Annotated in this window: 15 protein-coding genes; 12 read left to right on the top strand and 3 right to left on the bottom strand. The window is 68.8% G+C overall.

The genetic code is table 11. From position 1 onward, the window contains the following. Positions 1–75: 75 nt before the first annotated feature. Together CTB96_RS18560 and CTB96_RS18555 are read right to left on the bottom strand one after the other, a co-directional pair. Positions 76–891, bottom strand: a complete 816-nt coding sequence (locus tag CTB96_RS18560) for a Bax inhibitor-1/YccA family protein (protein ID WP_110128254.1) — start codon at positions 889–891, stop codon at positions 76–78. Positions 892–1,001: 110 nt separating this feature from the next. Then, positions 1,002–1,544: a hypothetical protein gene (locus CTB96_RS18555; protein WP_110128253.1), complete on the bottom strand. Its 543-nt coding sequence runs from the start codon at positions 1,542–1,544 to the stop codon at positions 1,002–1,004. A gap of 38 nt (positions 1,545–1,582) precedes the next feature. Between CTB96_RS18555 and CTB96_RS18550 the strand changes: the two genes are divergently transcribed. From CTB96_RS18550 to CTB96_RS18535, 4 genes are all read left to right on the top strand, one after another. Further along, positions 1,583–2,620: a glycerophosphodiester phosphodiesterase family protein gene (locus CTB96_RS18550; RefSeq protein ID WP_110128252.1), complete on the top strand. Its 1,038-nt coding sequence runs from the start codon at positions 1,583–1,585 to the stop codon at positions 2,618–2,620. Between the two features lie 45 nt (positions 2,621–2,665). Next, positions 2,666–5,134: an ATP-dependent helicase gene (locus CTB96_RS18545; RefSeq protein ID WP_110128251.1), complete on the top strand. Its 2,469-nt coding sequence runs from the start codon at positions 2,666–2,668 to the stop codon at positions 5,132–5,134. Beyond that, complete coding sequence (locus tag CTB96_RS18540) at positions 5,131–6,237, top strand: FUSC family protein (RefSeq protein ID WP_248283449.1); 1,107 nt, start codon at positions 5,131–5,133, stop codon at positions 6,235–6,237. Before CTB96_RS18545 ends, CTB96_RS18540 begins: the two co-directional genes overlap by 4 nt. A 181-nt stretch (positions 6,238–6,418) precedes the next feature. Next, positions 6,419–6,721, top strand: a complete 303-nt coding sequence (locus CTB96_RS18535; protein ID WP_110128250.1) for a hypothetical protein — start codon at positions 6,419–6,421, stop codon at positions 6,719–6,721. A 6-nt stretch (positions 6,722–6,727) separates the two neighbouring features. Here CTB96_RS18535 and CTB96_RS18530 read toward each other — a convergent pair whose 3' ends face one another. Continuing rightward, positions 6,728–7,132 (bottom strand): DUF3054 domain-containing protein, encoded by a 405-nt coding sequence (locus CTB96_RS18530; RefSeq protein ID WP_110128249.1) that lies wholly within the window; start codon positions 7,130–7,132, stop codon positions 6,728–6,730. Between the two features lie 163 nt (positions 7,133–7,295). Here CTB96_RS18530 and sucC point away from each other — a divergent pair, with 163 nt between their 5' ends. The 8 genes from sucC (at position 7,296) to ddaH (ending at position 17,478) form a co-directional block, all read left to right on the top strand. Continuing rightward, positions 7,296–8,465 carry an ADP-forming succinate--CoA ligase subunit beta gene (gene sucC / locus CTB96_RS18525; RefSeq protein ID WP_110128248.1) on the top strand — a complete coding sequence of 390 codons (1,170 nt, stop codon included), beginning with the start codon at positions 7,296–7,298 and terminating at the stop codon, positions 8,463–8,465. Between the two features lie 19 nt (positions 8,466–8,484). Further along, a complete protein-coding gene (sucD, locus tag CTB96_RS18520) occupies positions 8,485–9,372 on the top strand; it encodes a succinate--CoA ligase subunit alpha (protein ID WP_110128247.1) in 888 nt (295 codons plus the stop codon). 120 nt (positions 9,373–9,492) lie between these two features. Then, positions 9,493–11,055: an APC family permease gene (locus CTB96_RS18515; RefSeq protein WP_110128246.1), complete on the top strand. Its 1,563-nt coding sequence runs from the start codon at positions 9,493–9,495 to the stop codon at positions 11,053–11,055. A gap of 81 nt (positions 11,056–11,136) precedes the next feature. Then, the gene (locus tag CTB96_RS18510; RefSeq protein ID WP_110128245.1) at positions 11,137–12,396 is read left to right on the top strand and encodes a cell division protein PerM; all 1,260 of its coding nucleotides are present in this window, start codon (positions 11,137–11,139) and stop codon (positions 12,394–12,396) included. 9 nt (positions 12,397–12,405) lie between these two features. Then, the gene (purN, locus tag CTB96_RS18505; protein WP_110128581.1) at positions 12,406–12,999 is read left to right on the top strand and encodes a phosphoribosylglycinamide formyltransferase; all 594 of its coding nucleotides are present in this window, start codon (positions 12,406–12,408) and stop codon (positions 12,997–12,999) included. Further along, on the top strand, positions 12,996–14,678 hold the full coding sequence (gene purH / locus CTB96_RS18500; protein ID WP_110128244.1) for a bifunctional phosphoribosylaminoimidazolecarboxamide formyltransferase/IMP cyclohydrolase: 1,683 nt from the start codon (positions 12,996–12,998) through the stop codon (positions 14,676–14,678). The genes purN and purH overlap by 4 nt, the downstream gene beginning before the upstream one ends. 152 nt (positions 14,679–14,830) lie before the next feature. Then, positions 14,831–16,048 carry a mechanosensitive ion channel family protein gene (locus CTB96_RS18495; RefSeq protein WP_248283448.1) on the top strand — a complete coding sequence of 406 codons (1,218 nt, stop codon included), beginning with the start codon at positions 14,831–14,833 and terminating at the stop codon, positions 16,046–16,048. Between the two features lie 617 nt (positions 16,049–16,665). Then, positions 16,666–17,478: a dimethylargininase gene (ddaH, locus tag CTB96_RS18490; protein ID WP_110128243.1), complete on the top strand. Its 813-nt coding sequence runs from the start codon at positions 16,666–16,668 to the stop codon at positions 17,476–17,478. Positions 17,479–17,591: the final 113 nt, after the last annotated feature.

Below are 17,591 nucleotides of genomic sequence, written 5' to 3'. Positions count from 1 at the left end.
ACGAAAAGAGGGCCGGCCCGTGGTGGGCCGGCCCTCTCGGGGTCGTGCGGGGTGGCGCTTGAGCGCCGGAGGCCGCTACTCGCGGGCGATCGCGAAGATGCGCAGCAGCTCCACGTAGAGCCACACCACGGTGACCATGATGCCGAAGGCGCCGCTCCAGCCGAACTTGCGGGGAGCGCGGTTGTTCACGCCCTTCTGGATGAAGTCGAAGTCCAGGACCAGGGAGTACGCGGCCATGAGAACCGCGAGGATGCCGATGACCAGGCCGAGCTTGATCTCGAAGCCGGCGATCTCGATGCTGCCGCTGCGCATGCCGAACGCGCCGTCGGTGGCGCCGAAGAGCATCATGCCCACGTTGACGAGGGAGAACACCGCGTAGCCGATCATCGCGATGAGGAAGACCTTGGTGGCCTTCTTCGACGCGCGGATCTTGCCGCTGGTGAACAGCGCCAGGGTGACACCGACCACCACGAGGGTGGCGATGACGGCCTGAACGACCACACCGGGGTAGATCTGCTCGAAGACGCGGGAGATGCCACCGACGAACAGGCCCTCGAGCGCGGCGTAGGCCAGGATCAGGGGCGGCGACGGCTCCTTCTTGAACGCGTTCACCAGGCCGAGCACGAGCCCGCCGATCGCGCCCAGGATGAGCAGGAACGGCATCACCGGGGTGAGCACCCAGGCGGTGGCTGCGGCGGCGAGCAAGAGAACGAAGCACAGCACGGTCTTGCCGATGGTGTCTTCGTACGTCATCCGGTCGGTGTCCTGCGAACCTGCCGACGGCGCGTTGTACAACGCCTGCAGGTCATTGTCGGAGAGCACCTTGGTCGAGGCAACGGCGCCGGGAGCGCCGAACGCGGCGTTTCTAAATGCGGGGTTGGAGGTAGCCATGGTTCCTGCCTAACAATCAGCTGGGTGGAGGGATGCGTCACAGAGGTCGTTCACGCAATATTGCGTGCCTCAAATCTACTGGACCAACCCGTAGTTTGCTGAGAGTCTACTCAGGGTCGATCGGGCGCCATCGCATGCCGGCCTCGCAGGGCCCGGCGCACCCGCCAGGCCGCGATCTGTCGCCGCCGCCACACCGCGAGGCCCCAGCCCAGCCAGGCGCAGGCCACCGTGAGCAGGGCACCGCTGAGCAGTCCGATCCAGTTCTGGCCGTATTCGTTCAGCGCGGCCTTGAGCACGAAGCTGAGCACGATCACCGGCAGCACGGCCAGGTAGCTCAGCAGCGGCCGGTGCCGGGCGAACAGCCATCCGGCCAGCAACGCCGCGTACGCGCCCACAAAATCGGGGCCGGCCAGGAGGACCAGCGCGCCCAGCAGGCAGGGAAGCAGCACCGCCAGCCGACGCCAGAGCGCGCCGGGCAGGATCAGCCAGCCCAGCAGCTGCACGCACGGGCCGATGAGCAGGAACCAGAGGCTGAAAGTGCTGGTCAGGTTCGTCGCGGCCGCGCCGAGCACGATCGTGACCAGGCCAACGACGTACCGCCATCGGGCGTCGCCCCAGCGCACGCGCGGGGTCGGGTCGATCCAGGGGGCCATAACCCCCGATTCTCTCAGCCCGCGGCTAACCTTGGGACATGAAACCACTGGTGATCGGCCATCGCGGAGCCAGCGGCTACCGGCCGGAGCACACGGAAGCCGCCTACCGACTCGCCTTCGCACTCGGCGCCGATGCGGTGGAGCCCGACATCGTCGCCACCCAGGACGGGGTTCTGGTGGTGCGGCACGAGAACGAGATCTCCGGCACCACGGATGTGGCCGAGCACGCCGAGTTCGCGGATCGCCGGGTCGAGAAGGTCATCGACGGACAGGCCCTCACCGGCTGGTTCACCGAGGACTTCACCTGGGCCGAACTGTCCACGCTGCGGGCTCGGGAGCGCATCCCGGCGCTGCGCGGCATGAGCGCCAGCTTCGACGGCCAGTTCCCGATCATGCGGCTGCGCGACCTGTTCCGCCTCGTCGACCTGACCGAGGCTCCGCTCGACCGGGAACTGAGCATCGTTGCCGAGATCAAGCACGCCACCTACTTCGAATCGATCGGGCTGCCGCTCGACGAGCTCTTCGCCGCGGAGGTCAACGAGGCCGGCTGGAACACGGGGGAGGGCCGGCTCACCGTCGAGAGCTTCGAACTGACCGTGCTCGCCCAGGTGCACGCTCGCGGTATCTTCGGCAGCCTGGTGTTCCTGCTCGAGGCTGCAGGCGCCCCGGCCGATCTCGTCGCCAGGTTCGGCGACCGCGCCACTCCGTACGCGTCCTACCTGTCCGATCTGGCCCTGTACCAACTCGGCCACCAGATCGACGGCATCAGCGTGCCCAAATCCCTCATCCTCAACACGGATGCCGAGGGCACTGTCGACGGCGCCTCCGACCTCGTCGACTCCGCCCACGCCGCCGGCCTGGAGATCTACACCTGGACGCTGCGGCCGGAGAACCGGTTCCTGGCCGCGAGCTTCCGGGTCGGCGCCCGCAAGGCCGACATCGGCAACTGGCAAGCCGAGTTCCGCACCATCATGGACACCGGCATCGACGGGGTCTTCGCCGACCACCCCGACCTGGCCGTGTTCGTGCGGGACGGCCTACCGGCCGGACTGCCGAACCCGCTCTACCCGGCCTGACCGTCGGGCGTGGATGTCAGCCGCTGCGCCTAGAATTGGCTGGCCATGACTTTGTCTTCAGACCTGCCCAACACCCCCGCTACCAGGTCGTCGGCGACCCCGATCATCCTCGACGGCCGTGCCGGCCCCGACGCCGGACCGGACGGGCCGCAGAGCCCCCTGTTCGACGGCCTCAACCCGCAGCAGCTCGAAGCGGTCAAATACCGCGGCCCGGCCCTGCTCATCGTCGCCGGCGCCGGCTCCGGCAAGACCAGCGTGCTCACCCGCCGGGTCGCCGGGCTGATCGAGAGCCGGGAAGCCTGGCCCAGCCAGATCCTCGCGATCACGTTCACCAACAAGGCCGCCGCCGAGATGCGGGAGCGCGTGCGCGGGCTCCTCGGCCAGGCGTCCGACGGCATGTGGATCAGCACCTTCCACTCCTCCTGCGTGCGCATCCTGCGCCGCGAGGCCGAGAGCGCGGGCTTGTCCACCAACTTCAGCATCTACGACTCGGCCGACACCAAGGTCACCATCAAGCGCATCATCAAGCAGCTCGACGCCGACACCATGGGCTTCACCCCGGGCAACGTGGCGTCCAAGATCTCCAAGCTCAAGAACGAGCTGGCGGATGTCGATTCCTACGCCCGCAACGCGAACATGAGCGACCCGCAGGAGGTCATGTTCGTCGAGATCTTCCGCCAGTACACCAGACGGCTGCGCGAAGCCAGCGCCCTGGACTTCGACGACCTGATCGGCGAGACGGTGTTCCTGTTCCGCGCCTTCCCCAAGGTCGCGGCGCTGTACCGGCGCAGGTTCCGGCACATCCTGGTCGACGAATACCAGGACACCAACCACGCCCAGTACGCCCTGGTGCGCGAGCTCACCCGCCCGGTCGAGGCTGAACTAGCCGACGACATGGAAGACCAGGGCCTGCACGTCAAGAATCTGCAGGACGCCACCGGCAGGATCCCCGGCGCGTCACTGACCGTGGTGGGCGACTCCGACCAGTCGATCTACGCGTTCCGCGGCGCCTCCAGCCGCAACATCACCGAGTTCGAGCGGGACTTCCCCGGCACCAAGGTGATCCTGCTCGAGCAGAACTACCGCTCCACCCAGAACATCCTCTCGGCCGCGAACGCCGTGATCGGCAACAACTTCGACCGCCGGGAGAAGCGGCTGTGGAGCGCCGGCGGCGACGGCGAGAAGATCGTGGGCTACACCGCCTACAACGGGCACGACGAAGCCCAGTTCGTGGCCGACGAGGTGGAGGCCCTGCACCGCAAGGGAATGGCCTACCGCGACATGGCGGTGTTCTACCGCACCAACGCGCAGACCCGTGCACTGGAAGAGATTCTGGTACGCGCCGCGGTGCCGTACCGGGTCGTCGGCGGCACCAAGTTCTATGAGCGCGCCGAGATCAAGGATGCGTTGGCCTACCTGATCGCGGTCGCCAACCCGCAAGACGAACTGGCGCTTCGCCGCATCCTGAACACCCCCAAGCGCGGCATCGGCCCCGCCACCGAAACCCAGCTGGGCAGCTTCGCCGAAACCAACGGCATCTCGTTCCGCCAGGCCATGCGCGACTCCGGCGGGCTCGGCCTCGGCCCGAAGGTGACCGGCGCCATTCTGAAGCTGGCCACCCTGCTGGACTCGGCCGCACTGATGATGGACCCGCAGAACCCCGCGGGCCCCGCCAACGTCAGCGACCTGCTCACCTACCTGCTCGACGGCAGCGGCCTACTGGCCGTGCTGCGCGGCAGCCGCGACGCGCAAGACGAGGTGCGGGCGGAGAACATCGAGGAGCTCGTCGCCCAGACCAAGGACTTCAACCGGGAGAACCCCGACGCCGGCCTCGTCGACTTCCTCACCCAGGTGTCGCTCGTCGCCGCCGCCGACGACCTCGACGACGCTTCCGGCACGGTGTCGCTGATGACGCTGCACACCGCCAAAGGCCTCGAGTACGAGGCGGTGTTCCTTACGGGTATCGAGGAAGGCCTGCTGCCGCACCAGATGTCGGCCGGCGAGCCCGGCGGCCCCGCCGAGGAACGGCGCCTGTTCTACGTGGGCATCACCAGGGCCAGGCAGCGTCTCTACCTGTCGCTGGCGATGACCAGGGCCCAGTTCGGCGACGTGAACGTGGCCATGCCCAGCCGTTACCTGCAGGAGATCCCGGCCGACCTGATCGACTGGAAGCAGTCACCCGGCATGGCCAACTCCCGCGGCGGCACCCAGTCGCGCGCGCTCAATGCGCGGCCGGGCGGCGGCGGGTTCGGCAGCCGCAGCGGCACCCCCGGGCAGCTGCCGCCGGCGCCCAAACCGAAGACCGAGTGGGCCAACCGGGTCACCGCGCAGGTGCGCGACAACGGCGACCTCACCCTGAACCCTGGCGACCGCATCCGGCACGTCGACTTCGGCGACGGCAGGGTGAACCAGGTCACCGGCGAGGGCACCAAGCGCATCGCGCATGTGCAGTTCGACACCAGCGGGGCGAAGAAGCTCCTGATCAAGATCGCGCCGATCGAGAAAATCGAGTGACCAGGGCACCAGACGACGACTCCGCCCTCGACGGTTCCCGCCCCGAAAGCCTGAGGCAGTGGGCGCGGTCTCTGCGTGCCCTCGATCTGGAGGTCGCCAGCCGGGCGACCCTGGCCATGGTGGTTCCGCTCATCGTGCTGGTCGTCATCGGCCGCGTCGACCTGGCGGTCTACGCCACCTTCGGCGGCATGACGGCGCTGTTCGGACGCAGTGAGCCGTACCGGTTGCGGGCGCGGTCGGTGAGCGTCGCGGCCGTCGGGATGCTCGGCAGCATCGCCTTCGGTCTCGTGATGGCCGCCCTCGGAGCCCCGTTGGCGCTGCTCACGCTCGGCCTGATGCTGCTGATCGTGGTCGGGGTGCTGCTGATCAGCACCATGGGCCTGTTCCCGGGCACGCCGTTGTTCTTCGTCTTCGCCTACACGGTGTGCGCGCAGGTGCCCACCGAACCCGACCAGGTGCTGCCGCGGCTGTTGGTGGGGCTGGCCGGGGCCGGCTTCGCCTGGCTCGTGACCATGTCGGGGTGGCTGCTGCGCCGGGCCGCACCCGAACGCAGTGCACCGATGTTCAAGCAGCTGCCCCGGCAGCCCCGGGTGAATCTGGTGGCCTACCGCGACGGCCGGGTGTGGCTGTCGATCGCGCAGATGCTGGTGGGCGTCGTCGTCGCCGGTGGGCTGGCGATCCTGGTGGGCATCGGGCATCCGTATTGGGCCGTGGTGAGCGTGGTCGCGGTGCTACCGCCGCCCGGCGCCCGGCACTCCACCTCCCGTGCCTTCCACCGCATCTTCGGCACCGCGGCCGGGGTGGTGCTCACGGCGCTGATCCTGCTGCCGGGGCCGCCGATCTGGGTACTCATCCTCACCATCGCGATCGGCCAGTTCGGAGCGGAGATCCTGGTCGGCCGGCACTACGGCGCTGCCCTGTTGTTCATCACCCCGCTGGCGCTGACGGTGTCGCACCTGGGCAGCCCGGCGCCCGTGTCTGTGCTGCTCGTGGACCGGGTGGTGGAGACCGCGCTGGGCGGTGCGGTCGCCCTGGTGATCGTGGTCGTCACCCGCGCCGGACTGGCCCGCGCGGCCCGCCGGCGAGAGGCCCTGCCGGGCTGACCCGACCGGTCTGACCGGCTCGCCGGTGCCTCAGGAACTGACCGTGAGAAAGCTCCCGGGCCGCCTTGTCGTCGACCCCGGACGCAGGTACGGTGTCACCCACTGAGGCCGGCACCGCACCGGCCCGGCCCACCCAGTTAGCGCGTTCCAGCCCAGGCGCACGCCCGAAGGAGGCTCGATCATGACCCAGAACTCCGGCGGCCTCTGGCCGCTCGACCCCGATGCCGTCAACGACAAGCGCACGGTGGACGACCTCGATATTCCCGACGACGACCTGCTCGCCGAGGACGACCCCGGCTACACCATCGACCCCGATGACGAGGTGGCCGCCGAGGCCTCGGAATTCGACGCCGAGAACATCGACGACCTGCTCGCCGACGACTCCGGTGCAGAGGAAACCGTGACCGACGAGTGGGGTGACGACGCCGACAACCGGCTGGTCGACCTCGACGATGACGACGACATCGACGAGCTCGACCGGTAGTCGCAGCTAGCGTGCCCGTTCGAGCGTGGGTCCACTCCGTCGGCGCAGACGCCGCACGAGCACGCCGATGGCGCGCCAGCCGAGCAGGAACACAGCGATCACCGCGATCGTCACGATCACGAAACTCAGCTGCACGCCCTGACCGCTGACGACCCGCAGAAGCAGGCCCACCAGCACGGTGACGGCCACGATGCCCAGACCGGTCCAGCGGATGCCGAGCGGTTCCCGCCACGCCCGCGTCACCAGCCAGCCCACCGCCAGCCCCGCCAGGAACGGCCACCAGGTGGTCAGCACTCCCAGCAGGCTCTCGCCGTGACTGGCCCGGCCGATCAGAACGAACAGGAGTAGCAGGGCCGCGTCGAGGCCGCCCGCGAACGCGATGACGGCGGGGCTGACGCGGCGAGACTGCATGCTCCCAGCGTACGGCCGTCGCGGCGCACACTCAGGCGTTCATCTGAGAAGGTAGAGTTTGAGATGGTCAGTATCTCTCGACGTCGAGCTAGTTTTCGCGCCGGGGAGGCAGATCACCCACACCCCATGCACGGAACGCTATGACGCGGATTGGAAGAGCAGCGTGGATCTTTACGAATACCAGGCCAGAGACCTGTTTGAGCAGTATGGAGTTCCGGTTCTGCCGGGCATCATCGCAGACACGCCCGAGGAGGCGCGCGCCGCAGCCGAGAAGCTCGGCGGTGTCGTCGTCGTCAAGGCGCAGGTGAAGGTCGGTGGTCGCGGCAAGGCCGGCGGCGTCAAGGTTGCCAAGACCCCGGATGAAGCCGAAGCCGCCGGGCGCGCCATCCTGGGCCTGGACATCAAGGGGCACACCGTGCACCGGGTGATGGTCGCCGGGGGAGCCCGCATCAAGCAGGAGTTCTACTTCTCCGTGCTGCTGGACCGCTCCAACCGGTCCTACCTCTCGCTCGCCAGCTACGAGGGCGGCGTGGAGATCGAGGTCCTCGCGGTTGAGAAGCCCGATGCCCTGGCTTACGTGGCCATCGACCCCACCGCCGGCATCGACCTCGCCAAGGCGAAGGAGATCGCCGTGCAGGCGAAGTTCCCGGCCGAGCTGGTCGACAAGGTCGCCCCGGTCTTCGTGCAGCTCTACAGCGTCTTCGCCGGCGAGGACGCCACCCTGGTCGAGGTCAACCCGTTGGTGCTCACCGAAGACGGCGAGATCATCGCCCTCGACGGCAAGGTCACCATCGACGAGAACGCCGACTTCCGTCACCCCGGCCACGCCGCCCTCGAGGACAAGGCCGCGGCCGACCCGCTCGAGGCCAAGGCCAAGCAGAATGACCTCAACTACGTGAAGCTCGACGGCGAGGTCGGCATCATCGGCAACGGTGCCGGACTGGTCATGTCCACGCTCGACGTGGTCGCGTACGCCGGAGAGGACTTCGGCGGCGTCAAGCCGGCCAACTTCCTCGACATCGGCGGCGGAGCATCCGCAGCGGTCATGGCGGCCGGCCTCGACGTGATCCTCGGCGACCCGCAGGTCAAGAGCGTCTTCGTCAACGTCTTCGGCGGCATCACCGCCTGCGACGCCGTCGCCCACGGCATCGTCGGCGCGCTCGCCACCCTCGGCGACGCTGCCAACAAGCCCCTGGTCGTGCGCCTCGACGGCAACAACGTCGAAGAAGGCCGCCGCATCCTCAACGAGGCCAACCACCCGCTGGTCACGCTGGCCGCCACCATGGACGAGGGCGCCGCCAAGGCCGCCGAACTCGCCCACGCCGCCCGCTGAATATTTAAGGACGTCTGATATGTCAATCTTCCTCAACAAGGACTCCAAGGTCATCGTTCAGGGCATCACCGGCGGCGAGGGAACCAAGCACACCGCCCTGATGCTCAAGGCCGGCACCCAGATCGTCGGCGGCGTCAACGCCCGCAAGGCCGGCACCACCGTCACCCACGGCGATGTAGAGCTGCCCGTCTTCGGTACCGTCGCCGAAGCGATCGAGAAGACCGGCGCGGATGTCTCCATCGCGTTCGTGCCGCCGGCCTTCACCAAAGACGCCGTCATCGAAGCGATCGACGCCGAAATCGGCCTGCTCGTGATCATCACCGAGGGCGTGCCCGTGCAGGACTCAGCCGAGTTCTGGGCCTACGCCCAGGAGAAGGGCAACAAGACCCGCATCATCGGGCCGAACTGCCCCGGCATCATCACTCCCGGTGAGGCACTCGTGGGCATCACCCCTGCGAACATCACCGGCAAGGGCCCGGTCGGCCTGGTCTCCAAGTCGGGCACCCTGACCTACCAGATGATGTACGAACTGCGCGACCTCGGCTTCTCCACCGCCATCGGCATCGGCGGCGACCCCATCATCGGCACCACCCACATCGACGCGCTCGCCGCGTTCGAGGCCGACCCGGAGACCCTCGCGATCGTCATGATCGGCGAGATCGGCGGCGACGCCGAGGAGAAGGCCGCCGCGTACATCAAGGAACACGTCACCAAGCCCGTCGTGGGCTACGTGGCCGGGTTCACCGCCCCCGAGGGCAAGACCATGGGCCACGCCGGCGCCATCGTCTCCGACGGAGCCGGAACCGCGCAGGGCAAGAAGGAGGCCCTCGAGGCCGCCGGGGTCAAGGTCGGCAAGACGCCGAGCGAAACCGCGACCCTGCTGCGCGAGGTGCTCGCCGCGCTGTAATCCCCGATCACGACGAAGGGCCCGCCATTCGGCGGGCCCTTTCTCGTGCCCGGTGCGACGAGTACGATGCCCCCAACGAGGCGGCCACCGGCGGATGCCGGGGCCGGCGAAGGGAGAATCATGGCCCGCAAGAACGAGACGGTGCCGGCTCGGCCCGCGCCCTCTGCCCGCTCGGACGGCAAGGGCCTCCGAACCGGGTCGCTGGGCCTGATCGGCTCCACCGTGATCGGGCTGGCCTCCACCGCCCCGGTGTACTCCCTCGCCGCCACTCTGGGTTTCGTGGTCCTCGCCGTCGGCGCCCAGGCTCCGGTGGTGTTCGTCATCGCTTTCATCCCCATGCTCCTGGTCGCATTCGCCTACCGCGAGCTCAACCGCGACATCCCCGATTGCGGCACCACCTTCACCTGGGCCACCAAGGCGTTCGGCCCCTGGGTGGGCTGGATGGGCGGCTGGGGAGTCGCCGTGGCCGGCATCGTGGTGCTCGGCAACCTCGCCCAGATCGGCGGCATCTACTTCTGGCTGCTGGTGGCTCCCGACCTGGCAGAGAACGAACTTGTCGTCACCCTCACCGGGGTCGTCTTCATCGTGCTGATGGTGTGGGTCAGCTACCGGGGGATCGAGATCGGTGAGCGGTTGCAGAACGTGCTGCTCGGCTTCCAGTACCTCGCCCTACTGCTGTTCACGGTCTTCACCCTGTGGGCGGTCTTCGACGGCAGCGCCCCGGCTACCTCCACCCTGCCGCAGGCCGACTGGTTCAACCCGTTCGCGCTGACCTCGTTCCCCGGACTGGTCGAAGGGGTGCTGCTGGCGCTGTTCATCTACTGGGGCTGGGACACCTGCCTCTCGCTGAACGAGGAGACCCGCGACCCCAAGCGCATCCCCGGCCAGGCCGCGATCCTGACCACCGTCATCCTGCTGGTCACCTACGTGGGGGTCGCGGTCGCGGCGATGGCCTACGCCGGCCTCGGCACCACCGGGCTGGGCCTCGGCAACGAAGGCAACGCGGATGACGTCTTCTTCGCCCTGAAAGACGCCGTCTTCGGGCCGTGGGCCTGGCTGCTGGTCGCGGCGGTGATGATCTCCGCGATCTCCTCCACCCAGACCACCATCCTGCCCACCGCCCGCGGCACCCTCGCCATGGCGGTCTACCAGGCCCTGCCGCGCCGGTTCGCCCGGGTGCACCCGCGGTTCCAGACGCCGTCGTTCTCCACCTTCGTGATGGGCGCTGTCGCGGTGGCCTTCTACGTGGGCATGACCCTGGTCAGTTCGAACATCCTCAACGACACCATCCTGTCGCTCGGCCTGGCGATCGCGTTCTACTACGCCATCACGGGTTACTCCTGCGTCTGGTACTTCCGGCACGACCTCTTCACCAGCTGGCGCAACGCCTGGATGCGCTTCGTCTTCCCACTGCTGGGCTCGCTGATACTCACCGCGGCTTTCGTCTTCTCCGTGATCGACATGATCGACCCCGACTACGGCTACACCGTGCTGTTCGGCGTCGGCGGCGTCTTCGTGGTGGGCGTCGGGTCGCTGCTGGTGGGCGTGCTGCTGATGATCGTCTGGTCGTTCTTCCCCGGGTCCCGGCCGTTCTTCCGCGGGGAGTCACTCAACCGCGAGACGCCGGTGCTCGTGCCCGACGAAGACGTGCCCGTGCTCCGATCGGTCGACGGCGGCATCTGAACGATTCCGGCCGGCATTCGGCCGGGCCACGGCGGGGTACGGCGGCCACGCAGCGTGGCCACGGTAGGCTCCCTCTCGGATATGAACCGTATAACGACTGCCCTGCTCGCCGCGCTCGAGGCGCTCATTGTCGTGGCCATCGGCGTGGGCATCGCCCTGGTGCCGCTGACCATCCTGTGGGGCACCCACTACGGACTGAGCATCGACTGGTTCGTGTTCTGGCGGGCCGCCGTGGACGTCTGGCTGCTCGGCAACGGCGTTGACCTGGCGGTACAGCTGCCGGTGGAGGTCACCACCGCCCTCGGCCTCGCCGGGGCTGAGGCGCCGTTCAGCCTCACCATCGCACTGCTCGGCTTCGCCGTGCTCGCCGTGTTGCTGGGCGTGCGCACCGGCCGCCGCGCCGCCGCCACCCGGTATGCCTTCACCGCCGCCGGCGCGGCCGTCGCCGGCTACGCCCTCCTGGCCGCGCTGCTCACCCTCACCGCCGGCCAAACCATCGTCACACCGGCACCGGTGCAGGGCATCCTGCTGCCCACCCTGGTCTTCGCGGCCGGCGTGCTGATCGGCATGACCACCGGCGCGCGCGCGGCCCGCCCCGAACTGCCCGCCTGGCTCTCCCGCCCGGTCGGCGACCAGCTGTCGCGCATCCCCGCCGAAGTGCGCACCCAGCTCACCGCGGCACTGCGCGGCGGCACGGCCGTCACTGCCGCCATCCTCGCCCTGTCAGGGCTGGCCGTGTTCGTCGCCGTGCTGGCCAACTTCGCCACCGTGATCGGCCTCTACGAGACCCTGCAGACCGACGTGATGGGCGGCATCGCCCTCACCATCGGCCAGCTCGCCTTCATCCCCAACCTGGTGATCTGGGCGGCCAGCTGGTTCATCGGCCCCGGCATCGTGCTCGGCACCGGCAGCACGGTCTCCCCGCTCGGCACCTCCCTGGCCACCGTGCCCGGCCTGCCGTTGTTCGGCGTTCTGCCGCAGGGCACCCTCGAATTCGGGTTCCTCGGTCTTCTGGTGCCCGTGCTGGTGGGCTTCGTGCTCGCGGTGATCGTGCGCCAGGGCCTGGACCGCCGGCCCAACGCGCCACACGGCCCGGTGCCGATGCTCGTCACCGGCGTGCTGATCGGCATCGTCGCCGGCATCCTGCTCGGCCTCGCCGCCTGGGCGTCGACCGGGGCGATGGGCCCGGGCCGGCTCGCCGACGTCGGACCAAACCCGCTGCTGGTCGGCTCGCTCGCCGCTCTGGAGGTGGGCGTGGCCGCCGCACTCGGTATGCTCGTCGGTGGCCGACGGGCCCCGGGCTCGATTGATCGCGCCGAGGAAGTCTCAACGAAACGGTAGGCTCGAATGGTGCTGTCACTGGTCGTATTGATCTCCGGCGGAGGATCGAACCTGCGGGCCCTTCTCGAGGCGTCCGGCGACGCCGAGTTCCCCGCCCGGGTGGTCGCCATCGGCGCCGACCGGGACGCCGACGGGCTCGAGCTCGGTGAAGAATTCGGCATCCCCACCTTCACCGTGCCGTTCTCCTCGCACGCCGACCGCGATGCCTGGGGCGACGAACTGCTCGACCAGATCCAGCAGTGGCAGCCCGACCTCACCGTGCTCAGCGGCTTCATGCGCCTGCTGCCGCCCCGGGTGGTCGCCGCGCTCTCGCCGCACCTGATCAACACCCACCCCGCCTACCTGCCCGAGTTCCCCGGCGCCCATGGGGTGCGCGACGCGCTCGCCGCCGGCGCCACGCAGACCGGAGCCAGCATCATCGTGGTCGACAACGGCGTCGACGACGGACCGATCGTGAGCCAGGAACGGGTGCCGGTATTGCCCGGCGACACCCAGGACTCGCTGCACGACCGCATCAAACTCGTCGAACGCCGCCTGCTCGTGCAGGCCGTGCTCGACATCGCCAACGGACACGTCGATCTCAAGGAGCATTCCCCCATATGAGCGGTCACACCAACGCCCGGAGCCTGTACCGCGACCGGGACGTCATTCCCGTGCAGCGCGCGCTGATCTCGGTTTCCGACAAGACCGGCCTGGTCGAGCTGGCCAATGCCCTGGCCGCCGCCGGGGTGGAGATGGTGTCCACCGGCTCCACCGCCGCCACCATCCGCGAGGCGGGTCACGATGTGACGGATGTCTCCGCCGTCACCGGCTTCCCGGAATCGCTCGACGGCCGGGTGAAGACCCTGCACCCGAGCGTGCACGCCGGCATCCTGGCCGACCTCCGCCTCGAGGCGCACGAGAACCAGCTCGCCGACCTGTCGATCGCGCCGTTCCAGCTCGTCGTGGTGAACCTGTACCCGTTCGTCGAGACCGTCGAGTCCGGTGCAGAGCCCGCCGACGTGATTGAGCAGATCGACATCGGCGGCCCCGCCCTGGTCCGTGCCTCCGCCAAGAACCACCCCAACGTGGCCATCGTGGTCGACCCGGAGAACTACCCGGAGATCATCGCCGCGGTCGCCGCCGGCGGCAGCACCCTGCGGCTGCGGCAGAAGCTGGCGTCGCTCGCGTTCGAGCACACCGCCAACTATGACCTGAGCGTGTCGGCCTGGTTCACCGAGAACGTCTACGACCAGTGGCAGGACGACTCCGAGTCGCTCGGCGAAGAGATCCTCGAGGCGTTCGACGCCATCGTCGGTGACGCCGTCGACGAGGCGACCGACGCGATCTTCCCGCAGACCCTGGCGCTGGAGGCCAGCCGCGCCAGCGTGCTGCGCTACGGCGAGAACTCGCACCAGGCCGCCGCGCTCTACCTCGGTGAGGGCGGGCAGGGCATCGCCCAGGCCACGCAGCTGCACGGCAAGGAGATGTCGTACAACAACTACGTCGACGCGGATGCCGCCGTGCGTGCCGCGTTCGACTTCGCCGAGCCGGCCGTGGCGATCATCAAGCACGCCAACCCGTGCGGCATCGCCGTGGCGAACCCCAAGGCACCCGACGCCATCGCCTCCGCGCACCACCGCGCGCACGACTGCGACCCGGTGTCGGCGTTCGGCGGCGTCATCGCCGCCAACCGCGTCGTCACCCTGGGCATGGCCGAGACCGTCAGCCAGATCTTCACCGAGGTGCTCGTGGCCCCCGGATTCGAACCGGCCGCGTTCGAGCTGCTCAGCGCCAAGAAGAACATCCGCCTGCTGCAGCTTCCCGAGGACTACCGTCGCTCCTCGCTGGAGCTGCGCCAAATCTCCGGCGGCCTGCTGGTGCAGGAGACCGACACCTTCGACACCCTCGACACGTCCGAGTGGCGCCTGGTCTCCGGCCCCGAGGTCGATGCGGCCACCCGCGCCGACCTCGAGTTCGCCTGGAAGGCCTGCCGGGCCGTGAAGTCGAACGCGATCCTGCTGGCGCACGCCGGCGCATCCGTGGGCGTCGGCATGGGCCAGGTCAACCGGGTCGACTCCTGCCACCTGGCCGTGAGCCGCGCCGGAGAGCGCGCTGAGGGCGCCGTCGCCGCCTCCGACGCGTTCTTCCCGTTCGCCGACGGCCTCGAAGTGCTGCTGGAAGCCGGCGTCACCGCGGTCGTCCAGCCCGGCGGATCGGTGCGCGACGAGGAAGTCATCGCCGCCGCGACCGCCGCCGGAGTGTCGATGTACTTCACCGGGGAACGGCACTTCTTCCACTAGACCGGTTCCACGAACGCCGGGCGTCGCATCCTGCAGGATGCGCTGCCCGGCGTTTTTTGATGCTCTTCCCAGATGCATCTGCCATGCTGGGAGGTCCAACTCGTGACACCGCCGTTGCAGACCTCTACAGACCTGACACGGAAAGGCCACCTGTGATCGACATTCTCGGACTGTCCCTGCCCGCATTCCCGGTAGCCGCCCTGGCGGCCGTCGTGATCGCCGTGGGCTTCACGGCGATAGCCGCCTTCGCCTTCCGCATGGTCGGCAAGCGCAAGGCCTGGGCGCGGGTACTCGTGCAGCTGATCCGGGTGCCCTTCCGCATGACCGTGCTGATCGGCGCGCTCTGGCTGGCCGTGGCCGGCTACCTCGACGTGCCCGCCGACTGGGACGCCACGGTGGGCTTCATCTTCCGGGCGCTGTTCATCGGATCCGCCACCTGGCTGCTCTGCGCGCTGCTGTACTTCGCCGAGGAGATGGCCGCCAACCGCTACCGCATCGACGTGCGCGACAACCGGGTGGCCCGCCGGGTGCGCACCCAGCTGCGGATGCTGCGCCGCATCGGCATCGTGATCATCATCATCTGCGCCATCGGCACCGTGCTGCTGAGCATCCCCGGCGCCGCCACCGTGGGCGCCAGCCTGTTCGCCTCCGCCGGCCTGCTCAGCGTCGTGGCCGGTCTTGCCGCCCAGTCCACCCTGGCGAACATCTTCGCCGGCATGCAGCTCGCGTTCAACAACGCGCTGCGGGTGGACGACGTCGTGATCGTCGAGGGGGAGTGGGGCAAGATCGAAGAGATCACCCTCACCTACATCGTCGTGCACATCTGGGACGACCGGCGCATGGTGCTGCCGTCCACCTACTTCACCACCACCCCGTTCCAGAACTGGACCCGGCACAACAGCGAGCTGCTCGGCTCGATCGAGTTCGACCTGGACTGGCGCGTCAACCCGGCCGGCATGCGCGAGGAACTCAACCGCATCGTCGCCCAGACCGACCTCTGGGACGGCCGGGCCGTGGTGCTGCAGGTGACCGACGCGATCGGCGGTTACGTGCGGGTACGCGTGCTCGTCACCGCGCAGGACGCGCCGACCCTGTTCGACCTGCGCTGCCTCGTGCGGGAGAACCTGATCGACTGGGTCAACGCCGAGAACCCCGACGCGCTGCCGATGAACCGCGTCGAGGTGCGTCAGGAGCCCGAGGCCAAGCCCGCCCGCACCTCCCGTGCCCGCAAGCCCGAGCGCGAGGTCATCGAGCCCGTCGGCCTGTTCTCCGGCGACGAGGGCGGCAAGGAGCGCGCCCAGCACTTCACCGAGTCCATCGATGTGCAGGACTGGCACGACGCCCCCGAAACCCTCCCCGCCCCGCGTTAACGTCGTTCGCCGGACCACGCGCGCACGATGTGCGCCGAGTCGCCGCAAAGAATCGCTTCGGCCGTCTGAGGGGCGCTTTTGCGGCACCTGACGGCGAGACGTTCGCTGAGTTGCCATTTTTGTGCCCCTTGGGTGGCCGGGAGAGGGCCTCAACTGACTTGTCGGCGGGGGCTGTGTCGATGAGTTGCCAGTCGCGGCCGCTCGGGTGAGCGTGAGAGGGCGCCAAGTGGTATCTCGCCCGGCGCAGCAGCCGGGGGCGCCCGGGCATCCGGCGCATCCGAAGGGCGCTTTGAGGCAACTGACGGATGCGGCGTTCGCCGAGTTGCGGGGAATGGCCTCTTGCAGGCATCCGAGGGGGCACTTTGCGGCAACTGACAGGCGCGACTTTCGCCGAGATGCCACTTTGGGCCCATTGGGCGCCCGGGAAGGGGCCTCAACTGGTATCTCGGCGGGGGCTGCGTCGATGAGTTGCCAGTTCACGCCGCTTGGGCGGGTGCGAAGGGGCATCAAGTGGCAAATCGATGCGGAGGGTGCCGAGGGAGTCACGTGGCAACTCGAATCGGGCAGCGCGGGCCGACCGCGGATCGCGGCGGGCGCAGGTGTTTTAGGCTGTGCGCATGACAACCTCGGGTGACTCAGACCTTCAGACCGGCACGACGTCGACGGGCGCCGCCAAGCGCGCACTTGTGCGCCGGCCCGTCGACATCCTCGCCGAGGGGCAGGTCACCCACATCGACCGCGTGCCGATCGACCTCGAGCTGGCCCGTCGACAGTGGGCCGGGTACGTCGAGGCGCTGCGCGCGGAGGGCTGGGCGGCCACCGAGGTGGAGCCGGCGCCCGACCAGCCCGACTCGGTGTTCATCGAAGACGCCGTGGTGCTGTTCGGTGACACCGCCGTGCTCACCAGTCCCGGTGCGCCCAGCCGGCGCGGCGAAACCCGCGGCGCCGAAGTCGCCCTGGCCGGGCTCGGGCTGACCGTGCACAGGCTCGAGCTGCCCGGCACGCTCGAGGGCGGCGATGTGCTCAAGGTGGGTCGCACGGTCTACGTGGGCCAGACCCTGCGTACCAACGCCGAGGGGTTGCGCCAGCTCGCCGCCATTGTCGAACCGATCGGCTACTCCGTCGTCGCCGTGCCGGTGACCCGCGCCCTGCACCTGAAAACGGCGGTCACGGCGCTTCCCGATGGCACCGTGATCGGGTATCCACCGCTGGTGGATGACCCGGCGCTGTTCGATAAGTTCCTGGCCGTGCCGGAGGCCGAGGGCACGGCCGTGGTCGTGCTCGACGAACATTCCGTGCTGATGTCCTCCTCCGCACCGCAGACCGCCGCCCTGCTCACCGGGCTCGGCTACCGGGTCGTGACGGTCGACGTGACCGAATTCGAGAAGCTCGAAGGCTGCGTCACCTGCCTGAGCGTGCGGGTGCGCTGAGCCCGCCGAGCAGCAGCCGGCCCGTGTGGCCAGGGCAGCACCGATCCGAAATAGTTCTTGCGTTACCCATCAGTCCAGCCCTATTCTGGAAGGCTGCCTGAACAGGGGGGCAC

The sequence above is a fragment of the Cryobacterium arcticum genome (genome assembly GCF_003185895.1).
In the GTDB taxonomy this organism is placed as follows: Bacteria; Actinomycetota; Actinomycetes; order Actinomycetales; family Microbacteriaceae; genus Cryobacterium; species Cryobacterium arcticum.
This window is presented reverse-complemented; position numbering and strand designations above follow the sequence as displayed.

Bases quoted from the DNA above. Each gene is read 5' to 3' on its own strand.
- CTB96_RS18555 (WP_110128253.1), bottom strand. From the start codon at position 1,544: ATGGCCCCCTGGATCGACCCGACCCCGCGCGTGCGCTGGGGCGACGCC.
- sucD (WP_110128247.1), top strand. From the start codon at position 8,485: ATGTCAATCTTCCTCAACAAGGACTCCAAGGTCATCGTTCAGGGCATC.
- CTB96_RS18545 (WP_110128251.1), top strand. From the start codon at position 2,666: ATGACTTTGTCTTCAGACCTGCCCAACACCCCCGCTACCAGGTCGTCG.
- CTB96_RS18530 (WP_110128249.1), bottom strand. From the start codon at position 7,132: ATGCAGTCTCGCCGCGTCAGCCCCGCCGTCATCGCGTTCGCGGGCGGC.
- CTB96_RS18510 (WP_110128245.1), top strand. From the start codon at position 11,137: ATGAACCGTATAACGACTGCCCTGCTCGCCGCGCTCGAGGCGCTCATT.
- CTB96_RS18515 (WP_110128246.1), top strand. From the start codon at position 9,493: ATGGCCCGCAAGAACGAGACGGTGCCGGCTCGGCCCGCGCCCTCTGCC.
- CTB96_RS18535 (WP_110128250.1), top strand. From the start codon at position 6,419: ATGACCCAGAACTCCGGCGGCCTCTGGCCGCTCGACCCCGATGCCGTC.
- CTB96_RS18550 (WP_110128252.1), top strand. From the start codon at position 1,583: ATGAAACCACTGGTGATCGGCCATCGCGGAGCCAGCGGCTACCGGCCG.
- ddaH (WP_110128243.1), top strand. From the start codon at position 16,666: ATGACAACCTCGGGTGACTCAGACCTTCAGACCGGCACGACGTCGACG.
- CTB96_RS18560 (WP_110128254.1), bottom strand. From the start codon at position 891: ATGGCTACCTCCAACCCCGCATTTAGAAACGCCGCGTTCGGCGCTCCC.
- purH (WP_110128244.1), top strand. From the start codon at position 12,996: ATGAGCGGTCACACCAACGCCCGGAGCCTGTACCGCGACCGGGACGTC.